The 14,010-nt window shown below is 55.4% G+C and carries 11 protein-coding genes; 8 read left to right on the top strand and 3 right to left on the bottom strand.

The features are described 5' to 3' along the window. Positions 1-56: 56 nt before the first annotated feature. The 8 genes from AAE027_RS11745 (at position 57) to AAE027_RS11710 (ending at position 9,624) form a co-directional block, all read left to right on the top strand. Complete coding sequence (locus tag AAE027_RS11745) at positions 57-1,424, top strand: undecaprenyl-phosphate glucose phosphotransferase (RefSeq protein ID WP_370988165.1); 1,368 nt, start codon at positions 57-59, stop codon at positions 1,422-1,424. Between the two features lie 84 nt (positions 1,425-1,508). Continuing rightward, positions 1,509-2,783, top strand: a complete 1,275-nt coding sequence (locus AAE027_RS11740) for a hypothetical protein (RefSeq protein WP_370988164.1) — start codon at positions 1,509-1,511, stop codon at positions 2,781-2,783. Continuing rightward, positions 2,758-4,002 carry an O-antigen ligase family protein gene (locus AAE027_RS11735; RefSeq protein ID WP_370988163.1) on the top strand — a complete coding sequence of 415 codons (1,245 nt, stop codon included), beginning with the start codon at positions 2,758-2,760 and terminating at the stop codon, positions 4,000-4,002. The genes AAE027_RS11740 and AAE027_RS11735 overlap by 26 nt, the downstream gene beginning before the upstream one ends. A 516-nt stretch (positions 4,003-4,518) precedes the next feature. Beyond that, positions 4,519-5,730, top strand: a complete 1,212-nt coding sequence (locus AAE027_RS11730; protein WP_370988162.1) for a glycosyltransferase family 4 protein — start codon at positions 4,519-4,521, stop codon at positions 5,728-5,730. 320 nt (positions 5,731-6,050) lie between these two features. Then, positions 6,051-6,860: a glycosyltransferase gene (locus tag AAE027_RS11725; protein ID WP_370988161.1), complete on the top strand. Its 810-nt coding sequence runs from the start codon at positions 6,051-6,053 to the stop codon at positions 6,858-6,860. A gap of 24 nt (positions 6,861-6,884) precedes the next feature. Further along, positions 6,885-7,649, top strand: coding sequence for a glycoside hydrolase family 16 protein (locus AAE027_RS11720; RefSeq protein WP_370988160.1), 765 nt, complete (start codon positions 6,885-6,887; stop codon positions 7,647-7,649). Positions 7,650-7,833: 184 nt separating this feature from the next. Beyond that, positions 7,834-9,030: a glycosyltransferase gene (locus AAE027_RS11715; RefSeq protein WP_370988159.1), complete on the top strand. Its 1,197-nt coding sequence runs from the start codon at positions 7,834-7,836 to the stop codon at positions 9,028-9,030. Between the two features lie 30 nt (positions 9,031-9,060). Further along, positions 9,061-9,624 (top strand): LbetaH domain-containing protein, encoded by a 564-nt coding sequence (locus AAE027_RS11710; RefSeq protein WP_370988158.1) that lies wholly within the window; start codon positions 9,061-9,063, stop codon positions 9,622-9,624. A 405-nt stretch (positions 9,625-10,029) separates the two neighbouring features. Here the strand turns inward: AAE027_RS11710 and AAE027_RS11705 are convergent, their stop codons facing one another. From AAE027_RS11705 to AAE027_RS11695, 3 genes are all read right to left on the bottom strand, one after another. Beyond that, a complete protein-coding gene (locus tag AAE027_RS11705) occupies positions 10,030-10,662 on the bottom strand; it encodes a hypothetical protein (protein ID WP_370988157.1) in 633 nt (210 codons plus the stop codon). Positions 10,663-10,783: 121 nt separating this feature from the next. Beyond that, the gene (locus AAE027_RS11700; RefSeq protein WP_370988252.1) at positions 10,784-12,931 is read right to left on the bottom strand and encodes a polysaccharide biosynthesis tyrosine autokinase; all 2,148 of its coding nucleotides are present in this window, start codon (positions 12,929-12,931) and stop codon (positions 10,784-10,786) included. Positions 12,932-13,313: 382 nt separating this feature from the next. Beyond that, a complete protein-coding gene (locus tag AAE027_RS11695; protein ID WP_370988156.1) occupies positions 13,314-13,928 on the bottom strand; it encodes a hypothetical protein in 615 nt (204 codons plus the stop codon). Positions 13,929-14,010: the final 82 nt, after the last annotated feature.

The following is a 14,010-nucleotide window of genomic DNA, read 5'->3' as shown; positions in this document are numbered from 1 at the left end:
CCACAGCTGCAGGCTTTGCGCCTAGCTGGTTGCGCCCTGTGGTTGTGGAACGGTCGATGGCGGTGATCGATGCGGCGCTGATCGTGGTCAGCGGGATCGGCTGCGCGGTCGGCTATCACGTCGCAACCGCCGGCACGCTCGGCAAGGCCGACGTCTATGCGGCGGCGAGCCTGCTCGTCGCGATCAATTTCGTGCTTCTGACCATCGTGCAGCAGGGCTACCGCCTCAAGAACATCACGAACCTGCCGCGCACGTTCCGGATGACGCTGACGACGTGGACCTTTCTGTTCGGCGCGCTGCTGGCGATCGCCTTCACGATGAAGGTCAGCGACGAATTCTCCCGCGGCACCACGATCTCGTTCTATCTGGTCGGCCTCGCCGTTCTGCTCGCCTGGAAGACGGCCGCCGCGCGCTGGACCGCGCACGCCTTGCGCACCGGCGCCTTCGCCAACGGCCGTGCGATCATGATCGCCGAGTTCGGCCTTGCCACCTCGTCCAACGCGGTCGACGACCTCGGCCAGCACGGCTACCGCCTGATGCGGGTGATGGAGGTCCGGCCCAAGGAGCTCGATTCGCCGCTGCTGCTGTCTTCGCTGGCGCCGCGCTTCGAGGAGCTGATCAGTTACGCGCGCGAGCACCGGATCGAGCACGTCTTCCTGCTGATCAACTGGAGCCGGCAGCATGCGATCGACAGCATTCTGGACGTGCTGAAGATCCTCCCCGTCCCGGTGCATCTGGTGCCGGACGCCAACACGGCGCGCTTCCTGCGCTATCCGCTTGAAGGCACCGGCAACACCTTCACCGCCGAGCTGCGCCGCGCCCCGCTCTCTTATCGCGAACGCGCGCTCAAGCGCGCGCTGGACCTCGTCGGCGCGAGCTTTGCGCTGCTGGTGTTCGCGCCGGTGATGCTGGTGACCGCGATCGTGATCAAGCTGACCTCGAAGGGCCCGGTGTTCTTCCGCCAGACCCGCCACGGCTTTGGCGGGCGCGCGTTCAGGATCTTCAAATTCCGCACCATGCGCGTGCTCGAGGACGGCCCGACGATCGTGCAGGCGCAGAAGAACGACCCGCGCGTCACGCCAATCGGCAAATGGCTGCGCAAGACCTCGATCGACGAGCTGCCGCAGCTCCTCAACGTGCTCAAGGGCGACATGTCGCTGGTCGGCCCCCGCCCGCACGCGGCCGCCCACAACACCGAATATGAGCAGATCATCGGCAACTACGCCTTCCGCCACCACGTCAAGCCCGGCATCACCGGCTGGGCCCAGGTTAATGGTTATCGCGGAGAAACCCGCACGCTCGAGCTGATGCAGAAGCGCGTGGAGCATGATCTGTGGTACATCAATAATTGGAGCTTGTGGTTGGATGCGAGGATTCTCTTTCGCACGATATTGGTAGGAATCGTGGGCAAAGCGGCTTATTGACCCCCAGCCAAGATTGACCCTCGAACTTCGTGGCGATGCTCAGGACAGATGCATCAGTGCCCCAATACGGCTGAGCAACCTTCGATGACGAAAACTTCCTTTGGGCGGTTTCTTTCTGCTAACGCCCTCAGCTCATTCGTTGGGACCGGCATTCAGGCTGCAACGGCTCCGATTTTCCTACTTGTCCTCTCTGTCGGCCAATACGCAACAATTTTGTTGGCGCAAACAGTTGCGACTTACATAGCCTTTTTTCTCAACGGCTTTTATTATTTCATGATGAACTCGATTACTCATGACTGCATCAACAACAGGCGTGAACAAGCTCAAGAAATCTACACGCTCGGCTATTTATCAATTCTTGTCCTTTGTACGACGGCCATCGTTGGAGCGGCAACAACGCTTGCAGCACTTGACGACCCACGAAGCACCGCCATGCTCATCTGGGTCGCGGTGCTAGGAAGCGCTATAAATCTTGGCTACATCCTCGTCGACACTAACTTCCGTGTGGCAAACGAATATGCACTTGGCGTCAATTTGCTCACCGTCGCTCGACTAGTTGATTTCGTCTTGCTTGTATCGGTATTAGCACTCACGAAAGATTTGCTGCTTTCCCTGCTCTTTAATGTTTGCACCCGTACCCTTACCATCATCCTCTTGAAGACGTTGGCGGAGAACCGCTCAGGCGCCCTTTCGATTGGCACGAAAGTTCCAAGCCCCCTCATAGCGATCCGTTATTTGCGATTGGCGCTAGGGCAAGCTGGTCTGTCTGCATACACTGCGTTGGCCGTGATGGGCCCTCAACTTGTTGCAAGCAGCTTCTTTTCGGATACGGTTGCGGTTGCCTTCAACGTTCACCGGACGTACATGCGAGTTGTCGCAGCTCTAGCAAATATCGCAACAGCATCGTCATGGCCGGTACTGAACACTTTACATGCAAGCGGCCGCCCTTCTGAGCTCGCAGCATTCCTAAGCAAGCTCGTCTCGCGCTCGCTTGGGATTACATCCATCGCCTCCGTTTTTTTGTTCTTCGGTGCTCCCTGGGCCTTTTCGACTCTGTTTCACAATAAGGTCCCGGCCAATTCGGAATACCTCGTGTTGATAGGGCTGGCTTGCGTTTTCAATAGCGGCACCACAATCGCACAGGCGCTGTACCTCGCCACCAATCTGAGGTCGACCTTCGTCCTAATTGCATTTCTGCTTACCGCCACAGAGTTAGTTTTGATGGTTGTGATCGGGATACATGTGGGCTTCACATACGGGCTCTTGGTCTATGCGGCTTTTGAACTCGCAGTATTGATTTCTGCTCTAATCGGATGTTCCAGAACGATCCGACGTGAGCAGCAGATTCAGGCAAAATAAGGCGATGGCTTTGTCCATAGCAATCCCCGTTTCGAGGCGAAAGCGCAGCTTCCTGGATTTATTTTCGTTCTGGGCGCTCATCCTTCTCTCTGGACAAGGCTTATTGAACTATCTCCTCGGACAGTCGGCGCTATCGCCCTGGAAGCAGCTCCTGCTGATGGTCTGCTTTCTGACTGCACTTCTACGTATCCAAAGACCATTCGATTTTTATGTGTCAATTTATGTACTTGCGAGTTCCTGCGCACTGATCGTTTCCGGCTCCGTTGAGGGAGTCGGTATGGACACATTGCTATTCAACAGCTTTTACTATGTTGCGTGGCTACCATTCTATCTAACTGGCACAGTCTTCGACTTGCGAGGTCGTAGCAATTTTGTGCGACATGCCTCACTTCTATTTCTTCTGATTGGAGCCATTGGACTCGTACTGCAGCTCTACACGCCCTTTTTCGACTTTTTAAAGGATCAGGAAGCGGCAGACATACGCAGCCGCGCCGGCGAGACGCAACGATTTGGCTTTATTTTTGTAACCTCAACATTAGTTATGCCGACGCTGGCGGGTATGTACTTTCTATATCTGCGCACGGCCAAAAACATGTTCTCTCGAGCTGTGGCACAGGCATCGCTGGTGCTAGCTGTCTTGCCCACCGGTTCGCTGGCCGGCCTGATAATGCTACTTTCAACTTTCGGCATGATAGTGCCACGCCTAAGAGTTGCTTCCGCTGTTCCTTTTTTGGTCGGATTGGCGTTACTTGCTGCCGCCGCAGCTCCGTTCAGCGACGATCTCATCGACCGACAACTTCAAAGGATGACAGGCAATACGATCGAAACTGCATCAAATCAGACGCGCTTGGGCCTCTGGCAATACGCGGTAGACACGATAGCCAATTTCCCCATCGAGATGCAGGTCTTCGGCGCCGGGTTAGGCGTCACGAACTCGAACCGCGCCCAGACAGCAACTTATGCTCATGGCGAATCTTCCTTCTTTCAGGCTCTAATCGAAGGCGGCCTTGTAGGACTGACACTGCGGATTCTCCCGTTCTTTTTGTTACTGTCAGCCAATCTACCGCGAAAGGATTCGATGACGAACTGGGCATACGGCCTTGGGCTTTTCATTTGCTGCGCTGCCGCTCCATTGTTTGGTGGTTTCGGCTTGCAATGTCTCTTGGGCTTCAACGCAGGCCTATCTCAGCAGATAGCGAGACGCGCGGGAGATCGGTAATTGCGATACTTTGTGGTCAATCTGATTCTCTGGTTGCTGCCGCCAACTCGGTTTTTTGCTTTCAAGAGAGCCCTGCTGCGAGCAGGCGGCATTAGCGTTGGGGCTCGCACCCGCGTTTGCGGCGGGACCAGATTTTACGGTGCGGGTCGAGTGTTTATAGGTAGCGACTGCTGGATCGGGCTTGAGACAAAGTTTCATACTGCTGAGCGGGCCGACATTCGGATAGGAGACCGCTGCGATATAGCGCCGGAGGTAATGTTCATCTGCGGATCTCACGAAATGGGTAATGCTGAGAGGCGAGCCGGTCCCGGAAAGTCAACATCGATCGAGATTGGCAATGGAATTTGGATCGGCACCCGCTCAACGATCCTGGGGGGCGCGCAATTGAGAGACTCGTGCATATGCGCCGCGGGGTCTTTGGTCCCGGGCCGTCTGTTTCCGCCGGATGTTCTCATCGCTGGGCATCCGGTGAAGATCGTTAGAGCTTTTGATGTACCCAATAACGAGTAACGCTTAATGCATCCGAGACTGCACTACTTTTCGCTAATCTCGACGGACAAGCTGAACCACCGCTTCGGGGCAAACTTTCACGTTGGTCCGGCCAGCCGCAAAGTACTCGGAACAACACTTGCTCTCCTCTCGGCAAAGGTGAGGCCGGTTGTTGTCTCCGCCCTCATTCCATATCGTAGAGGGACCTCTTATTCCTCAATCGAGAGAATCGAGAGGATACCGTACGTTAGACTATTCGCTCTTGGGCGTGGTGCGTTCCGTCGACTGACAGCCTCGGTTTCTTTTCTTTTCTATACGATTTCAGTGGTTAGATCGAATGACGCTGTGCTGCTTTACAATGCGTTTCCAGAATACATTCTAGCGGCGTTTTATCGCTTTTTGATCGGCCACCGAGCCATATTGGACGTTGAGGACGGTCCTCGGGTCGATGAACGCGGCCCGCGCGGCGCAATGAATATCATCTCGTTCCACATTCTCAGAGCCCTCTGCGATCAGAAGGTCGTAACTGTATCCAAAGCGCTTGCCGAGACCCTTAAGTTGACCAAATACCACGTTAACTACGGCGTCTCATTCCAGACTCGCAATTCGAAGCCGCCCACCGAAAGATTTAGAGCGGACGCACCGCTGAGCATTTTGTATGGCGGAGCAATTATGCCGGAAACGGGGTCTGATCTCTTTTGTAAGGCGGTTCGCCAACTTGCAGACAACCACCCAAAACTGAGGGTGACCTTCCATATTACAGGAGTGTATGACTCAACTTTCTTGGAGGGTCTCCGTCTCAATCAGCCAAACGACTGTGAGACGGAAATCATCGTTCATGGAGACCTCACTGCCGCAGAATACAACGCTCTTTTGCGTTCGATGGACGTCGGTTTATGTTTGAAACTTCCATCCCACAGTATGGGACAGACCACATTTCCATCAAAGGTCGTCGAGATTTGTGCCGCTGGAGTATTGTTGTGCACCACACGAGTAAGCGATGTTCCCGATATATTCGATGACAATAACGCAGTAGTCCTCAAGAATGAGGAGGTAGATGAGCTAGTCGGAGCTATTGCAAACATCTGCCACAACAAAGAGGAAATGCAACATCGAGCGCATTGCGGTCGATTGATGGTGGAGCACAGATTTGGCGTCACGAAAGTCGGGAGCGACCTTCGCGCGTTCATATTCGCTGAATCTCCGGTAACGCAACCGCTGGCCGCAGGTTCAACCTAACAATGGTCGATGTCATAGCGTTCGTATGGGACAACTTTGGGCCTCCTCACATGGATCGGTGTGAGGCAACCGCACGTCGCTTGCAGAACAGATTTCGAGTAGTCGGCGTAGAACTGTTCGAACGGAGTGAGACGTACTCGTGGAATTCGTCAAACGGCGGTACTTTTGAGAAGTTGACTTTATTTAAGACCCGCACAGCCGCCTCACCCCGCATCTTTCTCGAACTCCTAATCAAACTCAGATCTATAAAAGCGCACCACATATTCCTATGCCACTATCAAGAATGGCATATCCTCTTCGTCGCCGTGTTGCTGCGGATCATGGGCAAGAAAGTATATTTTTTAGGCGACTCAAAATTTGACGACTATCCTCGCTGGGTCGGCCGCGAATGGTTGAAGTCACTTTTCTTATTGCCCTACGTAGGAGCATTGACGGCAAGTTGGCGTTCACAGCAGTACCTTGAATTTCTTGGCTGGAAGAAGAGGCCAATCGAACTGGGCTACGACACGATCTCAGTGGATCGAATCAGAATGCTGGCAGGCTCCGCACCTGCGCCCGGCGGATGCCCTCACAGCGAACGGCACTTTACCGTCGTTGCTCGACATGTTCCGAAAAAAAATATCGCGTTGGCTCTACAAGCTTTCGCTGATTTTACGCGAGAGAATCCAAGAGAAACGCCGCGCAGGCTCGTGCTGTGCGGCTCTGGCCCGCTTGAGGAGCAACTAAAGGAGTGTGCTCGTCGCCTTTCAGTCGAGCACCTTGTAGACTTTCGAGGCTTCGTTCAGACAGATCAGGTATGCCAAGCACTTTCGAATACACTCTGCTTAATACTCCCGAGTATCGAGGAGCAATTTGGCCAGGTAGTACCCGAAGCGCTAGCGATGGGGGTACCTGTAGCTCTATCCACGAACTGTGGAGCACGCGATGAACTCGTTAGATCGGGCGTCAATGGATTTGTTTTCGAGCCAGACAATGTAACTGGGCTCCGGAATTTTCTGTGCCTCATCTCCAGGGACGAAAACTTTTGGTCTATTTTGGCAAAAAATGCACATCTCTTTGTTTCGCTGGGAGATGTGGAACGATTTGCCAATTCTGTCGAACGCTTGACTTCCAAAGTAAAAGTAGACTGATCAGCTCTGAAATGGGACTTCTCGATGAAGCTTCTTTTTTGCCGGGCCTTCGCGCTTACCCTGATGGCTCTTTCCGTGGCTGCTTCAGCGCAGCCGGCGCCTCCCCAACAAGCGGTTCGCGCGGGCTTCACCCGATTGATTTTTAATGACGATTTTCTCACGCTTGATCTTAGCGCCGATGGCGAGGGAGATCACGCCTGGTATAATAATCTTTGGTACCAAGCGCCTTCCGAACGTGATCGCTTTCGCCTTGAGGGCGGCATCCTGACTTTGGCAACTCGTGACGATCGCGTCAACATGACGTCGATTGTGACTGTGCCTCACAAGAATGGCCGTCGGACAATCTTTGGGCACGGATATTTTGAAGCTAGGCTAAAATGGCCATCCGACCCCAACAATTTCGCGGCCTTCTGGCTCTTTAGCGATGCTCATGCAAGAGGTACAGACGGGGATCACTGGTGTGAGATTGATATCTACGAAAGCTTCAAAGACGATCTGTATCTTGGAACAGTTCACGAGTGGAGGCCAAAGCGAAGCACACCAAACCCGAACAACTACCACAGACTTTCAGCGCCGATAGCCGTCAATCAGTGGAACATTTATGGATTGTTGTGGGAGAAAGGCAAAGTCACATGGTACTTGAACAATGTTGAACAGATGTCCGCGACAACACCTGAAATATGTGAAGCTCAAAAATTGTTCTTGATATTGAGTGCGCAGAAACGAGGTGGAAAGGCCGACCAAACTTTGTCGGTCGATTGGGTGCGAGTATTTGCTGCACCTGACTGAGTTAATACTTCGGCGGCGAGCGCGTTAGCCGCCCATCGTCGATTACCACGTTTCTGAGCGATGCTGGAACCGGAGTTAGTCTTGAGATATAGTGGACAAAGTTGTTCAGTTTCCGAGAGCGAATGAACTGCTTTTGAGACTATGAACTGTTTGATGATAGAATAGCGTCACAGGCGAAAGAGCCTTGAGAATACTCCAAGTCATTGCAACGGCCGATCCGCGCTACGGCGGGCCAATCGAAGGAATCGTTAGATCATCCGGGGCGCTGGCTCGATTCGGGCACACCCGGGAGTTGGCGACGTTGGATCACCCCTCAGCCCCCTGGCTTAAGTCATCATCAATACCAGTTCACGCTTTGGGCTCGACGAGACCAGAGACGCGCCGCCGATGGAGATGGTTGCCGTGGGTGCATTATGGGTACACCGCAAAGCTCGTCCCATGGCTTAAGGCCAATGCTTCGAACTATGACGTCGTTGTCGTCAGTGGCCTCTGGAATTATTCGACATTGGCGGCTCGCCAAGCGCTCGTCTCTCTAAAGGTCCCCTATTTTGTCTTCACGCATGGGATGCTGGACCCGTGGTTCAGAAAGACCTACCCTCTTAAAACATTCCTAAAGCAAATATCCTGGTGGTTTAACGAGGGACCCTTGCTTGCGAATGCGAGCGGCGTCTTGTTTACGTGCGAGGAGGAGCGCCTTCTCGCGAAGGATGCATTCTGGCCGTATCAAATCAAAGAGTTCGTAGTAGGTTACGGCACTTCCTATACTGCAAACGACGCAGCAGCACAGGTTGCCGAATTTCGGAGTAGTATTCGGAATCTGGGGGGCAAGCGTTTTCTCTTGTTCCTAAGTCGAATTCATCCCAAGAAAGGGTGCGACCTCCTAATAGAGGCTTTTGCAAAGGTTGCACACTCGGCTCCCGATCTTGATTTGGTCATGGCTGGTCCCGACCAGATTGGTTGGATAGCACAGCTGAAGAAGCAGGCGACTCGATACGGTATAGAGGATCGCATACATTGGCCAGGAATGTTGGAAGGCTCCAAAAAATGGGGAGCCTTTCACGGCTGCGAAGCCTTCGTTCTTCCGTCACATCAAGAAAATTTTGGCATAGTTGTTGCTGAAGCCCTAGCCTGCGGAAAGCCAGTCCTAATTACGGATAAAGTCAATATCTGGCGTGAAATAGAGCGAGAGAGCGCTGGGATCGTCGAGAAAGACGACGGAGCAGGAATTGTATCGTTGTTAGAGCGCTTCATGAATATGAACGATGATGAGAGAGCAATTATGGGAGTCAAGGCACGTAGCGCGTTCTCGACTCATTTTGACGTTGATCAAAATGTAACAAAGCTGCTGAGCGTATTTCGCGAAGCCGGCCTAGCACAGTAGTCGTAATCGTCGCCCGGTTGAGTTTCCGCAATGCTCTTAGATGCAAGCCAAAACAAGCCTTTGGAGGGAGGGCCGAGTTTTTCACTCGGCAACCGACTGTTCCGGGTTCTCTGGGGAGTGTCATGGATTCTTCTGGCGAGATGGACGCCACCTCCGTTCCATCGCTGGCGACGATCCGTACTCATCATTTTTGGAGCCAAAATTCATAAGTCCGCCAGGATCCATGCCTCGGTTCGCATTTGGTATCCCCCTTATCTAGAAGTTGGGGAACATGCCACTATTGGTCCGCGAGTGAACTGCTATTGCCAAGACAGAATTCGGATTGGCGATCGAGCCATCGTTTCGCAAGGTGCTCACCTCTGCGCAGGAAGTCATGACATAAGCGACAGGAACTTCCAATTAACGACGAGACCGATCGTCATTGAAGATTGGGCTTGGTTAGCTGCAGAGTGCTTCATCGGTCCCGGCGTTACTGTAGGAGAGGGCGCCGTGCTAGGCGCAAGGGGCGTAGCCTTTAGGAACTTACAGGCTTGGACCGTGTATGCTGGAAACCCAGCTCAAAAGATTAAGGATCGTATCCTACGCGCCGAATGACCTGTTACTTCTGAGAAATCGTGTATCGAAAGACTTTGACGCCTGTCATTGTACCCAACACCAAGTCAGATCGACTATAGCTCCCAAGAGCACTATCAACGCATCTTTCAGTGCCTGCATAGCAAACTCTGATCTTGATCAATCGAGGACAAATGTTCTTCACACTCACAACATGATCGAACAAATTTTGATTGATCATGTGTGATCGAGCTGCGGCCTCAATATCCAGACACGGTCTGCCGAGTGCGTCCCGCAAAATGGGGGAGCTAGATTGTTCGGGCGAGCCCTGGAGCGTCAGCCTTGAAGCGGAATTGTCGGTCTGCGCAAGCAGGCCGGTCGAAACTCCGGATGTCATCGCGAACAGCACGAGGACAGAGTATATTGCACGCTCGGATTTGCCGGCCATCACCGCCATAGCCTTTCGTCGAGTTCGACACCTGGTACGCTTACCTTGACCTTATCGAAAGCCAAACGCTTCGCTAGCGACTCGCGCGCTACAATGTCCACTTCCTCAATACCAGTGAGCAGTCGCTCCCTGTTGGCCCAGCCAACCCCTTCCAAAGCCATCGCGGCCTCTTCCGTAAAGCCGCTATCGACCATTCCAGCGAACTCCGAAATCACCTTAGCTTTCGTCGCCTCACACAACATCGGAAAAACAGCTAAGGCCAGCGTATTACGCCGAAGCGCGACCCAGCCCTCGTGCGGACCAGTTCTGTACGAAAAATGCAAATAGCCGAGGATCGAAGTGTCGAATCCACGCCGGGCGTTTTCGACTGAGTAAACTAAAAGCCAAAGAAAGGAATCTGCCGGATTGACCGCGAGCGAGGATCTAATTGCTTCATTGGCCTCAATTGTTGCTCTATCAGCTGTCTCCGAGCTGGTGCGTGTCGCCTCTTCCGAAATCCAAAGTCGGATAACAGCTTCTGCCCGCACCATTTCGTTTCTCCGAACCAAGCCTTCGGAATTTGCGGTCGCGGACGACAACACGTTCTTAAGTGTTTTGGACTTGAAACGATCGCCGGCCAGAATGCGCGCCATGACATCTCTGGCTGGGGCTGATGACGAGAAAGCTGGCAGCAAGACACCCGACCAGATCGCGCCAGCAAACCCTAGCAAGAGCAAGAAGCCGCGCAACGCGACACCCGACTTTGGATGAGCGCTACTCGACATACCCATAGCGAGCGTAATATTTCTGATAGTAGTAGCGACCGTGATAGGATTCGTATCGCGCAAGCAACTTGGTATCAGCCTTGTTCAGGACCACGCCGAGCAGTTTGTCCTGGATCTCCGGTGAGCTGCGCAGATTGTGCTTGACCACATCGATCTTGGTCCGCCCCCACTCCACTACAAACACGTAGGAATCGATGAAGGATGAAGTAACACGCACGTCTACCACCGGCGCCATGGGCGGCATATCCAACACCACGTAGTCGAATTTCGAGCGCAACTCGGTCACCAGCGCATGCATCGCCTTGGAGGCTAGGATCTCGTTGGTGTGGAGCAGCTTCGAGGTGGTGCCCGCCGGCAGGATCGAGAGCTTGGTCTGGGGGTCGACGATCAGCGCGTCCTCCAGCCGGGTCTTTTGCGCGACAACGTCAACAAGGCCGATCTTGGCATCCGGCACCAGCGCGCGTGACAGTGAGGGGTTGCGCAGGTCAGCATCGACCAGGATGACCCGAGCTCCGCCATGCGCCATCAGCTGGGCGAGGTTGGTCGAAAGCGTGCTCTTGCCTTCGTTCGGAAGGGTCGAGGTAGTCGCCAATACGCGGTTCTCGCGCACGATCGCATTGAGATCCACCGCCACCTTTACCGAACGCACGGCCTCCGAAAAACGCGACAGCGGGCTTTCGATGACATAGCGTAGGAGATCGGGCTCGGGATTGTTTTTCTTGGTGAGCTTGCCGGTCAGCACCTTTTCTCCAAGGCTCTGCACGGAGGTAGCACCGAGCGCTGGCAGGATAGCGACGCAATTAGCGCCCAATTGTTCCTCGACTTGGCTTGTGGTCCGAAAGACTTTGTCGCCCAACTCACGCGCCATTGCAGCACCGAAACTCAGTAGAAAGCCGCCGAACAGCGCGCCAGCCAAGATGATTAGTGTCTTCGGATAGCTCTTCCTCAGCGGCGTGGTCGCAGCACTGATCACGCGCGCCTCGGTGATAGGGAACGACTGCTGCTGCACGCTCTCCATGTAGCGTTGGAGGAAATTGTCGTACATCGCCTGGTAGGACTGCGCGTTGCTCTCGAGCTCGCGCAGCTGCACCTGCGCCTGGTTGGTGAGCTGCGACTCCGAGACGACGTTGGCGAGGCTCGACTTGATACTCTCCTCACGGGTCACTGCGATGTCGTAGTCGCTCTTGTAGGATTCCTGGATGCGCTTGAGCTCGTCCGTGATGTTCTTCTTGATCTCGGCCATCTGGCGACGGAGGTTGACGGCGGCGAGGTGATCCGCGCCGTATTTCATCGCCCAGATCGACTCCTTGGAGGCCATGTCGACATATTGCGCGCGTAGCTTGACGATGGTGTCGTTCTTCAGCGCATCGGCGACGTTGGCGTCCGGGATGTCCTGCTTGAGGATGTCGTTCATGCGGTCGAGCCGCGCCTTGGCCTCAGCGGTGGCTGCATGTGCCATCACCAGCTGGCTGTTCACCTCGGCGAGCTGCTGCTCGTTCATCAGCCGGCCGCCGGTGTCAACGATGTTGTTGGCGGTCTTGAAATCCACCACCGCCTTCTGCGCAGCGGAGGCCTGGGTACGCAGCTCCTTGATGCGGTCCTGGAGCCAGACGCTGGCGCGACGAGTCGCCTGATACTTCGCTTCGAGGGAGTCGACGATATAGGCGTCCGCGATGGCGTTGGCGATCTTCGCCGCCTTGGCCGGGTCCTTCGAGGTGAAACCGATCTCCATGACATAGGTGAGGCCGAGACGCTTGATGGTGCGGTTCTTCTCGAACCGCTCCAGCGCCTGGCGGGTCTGCTCGAATTCGGATGGCGCGCGCCCGTCGGAAAACAAACCGGAGACGGCGCCGATCACCGTGCCGAGCAGGCCACCGCCGCTGCCGGTGAATTCAGGGTCGTCGATTAGGTGCAAGTCGCGAATAACCGCGAGGCTGATGTTCTCGGACTTCAGGATCTCGACCTGGGTTTCCACCGTCGCGGAGTCGACCGCAAGGTCGCCGAGGACCGAGGACTGCTGGAACAACTGCACCTTGCGGGTGTCGATCACCATCGAGGCAGTGGAGGTGAACAGCGGTGCGGCGGTGAAGAGATAGAGCAGCGCCAGAATCACGCAGGCCGATACGATCGCGACCATGGTCGGGAACTGGCGGCGGACGATTTCGAGATAGGAGGTCAGCGTCTGCGACGGGGAGCCGTCGGCCTCGGCGAAATCACGGTTGATCTCCGAGGTCGGCTTGTTCACCTGCAACATCTAGCAATTCCTGAAAATGGATCGATGTGTCTTTTTAAGGATTGACGTTCGTCAAAAGCCTGGATGCGTCCGGAGCAAACCTGATGCCAAAGCCCGCGCTGCGCGAACCCCTAGCATAATCCTGCCTGCAATTGAACGTGCTCGATGCTGCGCACAGCGCCGCTTGCACGACATTTTGCAGGAAGCTTAACGGTGCAAAAGCAAAGCGGCGCCCGCTGGCGCCGCTGCCGTGAGTGTCAAAGGCCGGCCGCAGGGCCGATTCTTATCAGCGCGGGCTGACGCTGTTGGTCGTGCCACTTACGCCGGCGTTCGCGTGCGGCGTGATCGTCGTCGCATAGTGCAGGCCGCCGAAGGTGCCGAGGCTGCCGCCCTGTCCGCCGTTGGCGAAGCCGCCGCCGACCGGGCCGCCCGCGCCGGAGCCACCGCCGCCCGCGCCGCCGCCGGTCGCGGCGATCGCGACGTCGCCGGTCGCGGCCTGGTAGGCGGCGATCACGTCGGGGTTGCCGATGCCGGCGATCGCGGTCTGGATCTCATTGGCGAAAGCCGCATCGCTCTGCGCCGCCATGCGGGCGACCTGGGCGAGGCCGCCGACGATCGCGCGCATCTGGTCCTTGGTGGTCGCGGGATCCTTCAGAAGCGCGATCAGGCCCGGGAGCGTGGTCGGATCGGAGGCGCCGAGGTCGCGCACGCGCGAGATCAGCTGCGGGCCGCCGGTCGGATATTGCTGCAACAGGCTGTTGGGCGCGGCCTTGAACTCGGAAATGATTTGGGCCGGCAGCTGGCGCTGCGGCGGATAAACGGCGGCGCTTGCGGCTGAGGTGATCGTCGCGGCGAGGGCCGCGGCAGCAGCCATGCGAAGCGCAATCCTGATAACGCTCATAAATAGACCTCCAAAAAATCAGCTGCCCCGATTTGCTTCCTCGGCCCGGGCAATGGCTTGCAGTTGCGGAACCTATCCGAAG

The organism is Bradyrhizobium sp. DN3 (genome assembly GCF_041357655.1).
Classification (GTDB): Bacteria; Pseudomonadota; Alphaproteobacteria; order Rhizobiales; family Xanthobacteraceae; genus Bradyrhizobium.
The sequence above is the reverse complement of the archived record's forward strand: the minus strand, read 5'-3'. Positions and strand labels throughout refer to the sequence as shown.